General features: G+C 53.8%; 3 protein-coding genes. All 3 read left to right on the top strand.

The features are described from left to right. Positions 1 to 216 precede the first annotated feature (216 nt). The 3 genes from EQV90_RS21625 to EQV90_RS21615 all read left to right on the top strand — a co-directional run bounded on the left by EQV90_RS21625 (position 217) and on the right by EQV90_RS21615 (position 2559). Positions 217 to 1404, top strand: a complete 1188-nt coding sequence (locus EQV90_RS21625; RefSeq protein ID WP_240878674.1) for a protein rep — start codon at positions 217 to 219, stop codon at positions 1402 to 1404. 165 nt (positions 1405 to 1569) lie between these two features. Next, positions 1570 to 1788 carry a hypothetical protein gene (locus EQV90_RS21620; protein WP_153376469.1) on the top strand — a complete coding sequence of 73 codons (219 nt, stop codon included), beginning with the start codon at positions 1570 to 1572 and terminating at the stop codon, positions 1786 to 1788. Between the two features lie 471 nt (positions 1789 to 2259). After that, complete coding sequence (locus EQV90_RS21615) at positions 2260 to 2559, top strand: hypothetical protein (protein ID WP_240878673.1); 300 nt, start codon at positions 2260 to 2262, stop codon at positions 2557 to 2559. Positions 2560 to 2565 lie beyond the last annotated feature (6 nt).

Here is a 2565-nt window from a genome sequence, read left to right as displayed (position 1 = left end):
AGCCTTGGAAATCATGCAGCGCTCGATGCTTGAAGCTGTGCATGGTGCCAATTTGGCGCAGATGGATCTGATAGACGAACAGACCAAGCTCCGTACCTTCATCCGCAAAGACGAAGGCTAATAAAAAACCCCCTCCAGTTGACGCTGTAGGGGGTTCTGTTGGGGCCGCAGTTGACGCTGCGTTTGTCCCCGGTTTTGCAGGGGCTTAGGATCTGCATGAGCAAGAATAACACTACATCGCCGGAACGAAATACCGAGGCTCGGGGTGTCCCCCTTGGTATATACGCGAAAACTGACTCCGCTAACCTCACGGTTGACCAAAGCACGGGTGAAATCACCGCTGGATTGCCTGTAGATCCAAGGCTTTTTCGGTGTGAGCGATTTGCGTTGAAAAGCGTGGCCAATCGGTTATTACCAACTTCCCGAACGTCCAAGTGCATGCGTTGGAGAGTGCCAAATCAATCTCTCCAGGTACTCAAGAGCAAGGAACACAACAAGGCGTTCTACACCGGCCTCCAGATCTGCGCTTCCGTATGGGCTTGCCCGGTTTGTGCCGCCAAAATCAGCGAGCGTCGTCGTGCCGAACTGACCACTGCTCTGGCTCTCGCCAAAGCCCGTGAGTGGGATGTTTTCATGCTGACCCTGACAGTGCCGCACGGGCTTGGCGACGATTTGCCGGCACTCTTGAAACAAATCCATGCAGCATGGCGCAGCACTACAACCAGCCGTGCTGGGCAGAAGCTCAGAAAGCTCTTGGGTATTCGTGGAACCATCCGGGCTCTGGAAGTCACCCATGGCCAAAATGGCTTTCACCCGCATCTTCACGTCTTGCTCTTTCTTGATCAGGGCTTTTCGCCTCAATCCGTACACCACGCATTCAGTCCGCTCTGGCAACAAGCTTGTGAGCGGGCCGGTTTGCCGCGTCCTTCTGATGAACATGGTTGCCGGGTCGATGATGGCACCTATGCCGCTGCCTACGCTTCCAAATGGGGCTTAGAGAGCGAACTGACCAAAAGCCACACCAAGAAGGGTCGTAACGGCTCACGCACGCCGTGGGACTTCTTGAGGGCCGTCCTCGATAAGTCTGAGGGGTGGCAACAGTCTGCAATCCTGTTTCGCACCTATGCCGAAGCGTTCAAGGGAAAACGTCAGCTCTACTGGTCAAACGGCTTACGTGATTTGCTCGCCATGGGCGAACAGGCATCAGACGAGGAAATTGCAGCGGTTCAGGAAGACAGCTCACTCATGCTGGCCGAACTGACCGACGAGCAATGGCGAGCCATTTTGCGCACTAAGTCGGAATCCATCGTTTTGGATATGGCCGAAACTCACCCTGAGGCACTTCCTGCTTTGCTTGCGTCCATTCTGGAAAGAGCCAAAAAGCTTGCTACTGGAACGGGCTGACCTGCCTGACACTGCTTAGCGTAGCGCTAGCAGTGCCGGGCAGGCCTGCCCGTTTAACTTCAACGTCTAAACACGTCCAACGGACCGCCTGCAAACGTAGTTTGCGTAAGTGCGCCCTTGCTCAATTTCTAGACCTGTCTCAACGATTTCCTAAAGGGGGAAACGATGCAAGAAACACCCAAGCGCGGACATAAATTATCTCGAACCTGTATCAGCTGTGATTTGCATGGGGCAATGGAAATTACAGGGGTCAAAAAAAACAGCCTGAATGCCGACGGTAGCACCTGCTACACGCTTAAAGCTGTATGCGGGAGTTGTGGCTACTTGAACGGCGAATTCAAGCCAATTTGGTACAACCTTTATGAACTTGGCGTGGTTGTTTGAACTGACGCTAGATCGCATAGAATCGCGTTAAATTGCATATTGGCAGTTGCCTAAAATTGCCTTGAATTGCACACAATTGCCAAATTACAGACGGCAAGATGTGTGTTGTGGGCCCACAGGCTTCGCCTGTTTCCCCCCACCACCTTGCCCATTCTCCTCCCGGCTCAAGGGGGTGCAGTTTTCGAATCGGAAACATCCACTCAGACACCTCTCAGCAACCCTGCATACTTCACCAGGTCAAGGGCCGCGCTCCCGGCTTGTCGGGAAATCGTCCCTCCTTCCCGGCAAACGGAAGCACGGGCGCAGCGAACCCTTTACCTACCCCAATTTAAAAACACGCTCCGCCCGGGGTTCATGGGGCGTTTCACCCCATGCACCCCTGGCACGTGCCGAACGCCCCCGGAGGGGATGTTGACGTATCTCAACTTAGCGAATAGAGTTGTGCCATTGGCACATATTTGGAACTGACCCATGGCACGTCATCGCCTGACACTATCGATCTCGCCTGAACTCAAGAGCGCCTTGGATGAGCTGAACGAAGCTACCGGCGTCGCTGCTGCCTCCTTCGTCGGGGAAATCATCGAAGGCAACATTCCAATGATTTTGGGAATTGCCAATGCCGCACGTTTGGCAAAGGCAGAGCCCGCAAGAGCCTTGGAAATCATGCAGCGCTCGATGCTTGAAGCTGTGCATGGTGCCAATTTGGCGCAGATGGATCTGATAGACGAACAGACCAAGCTCCGTACCTTCATCCGCAAAGACGAAGGCTAATAAAAA

The organism is Pseudomonas sp. TMW22089 (assembly GCF_022496645.1).
In the GTDB taxonomy this organism is placed as follows: Bacteria; Pseudomonadota; Gammaproteobacteria; order Pseudomonadales; family Pseudomonadaceae; genus Aquipseudomonas; species Aquipseudomonas paraversuta.
The sequence above is the reverse complement of the archived record's forward strand: the minus strand, read 5'-3'. Positions and strand labels throughout refer to the sequence as shown.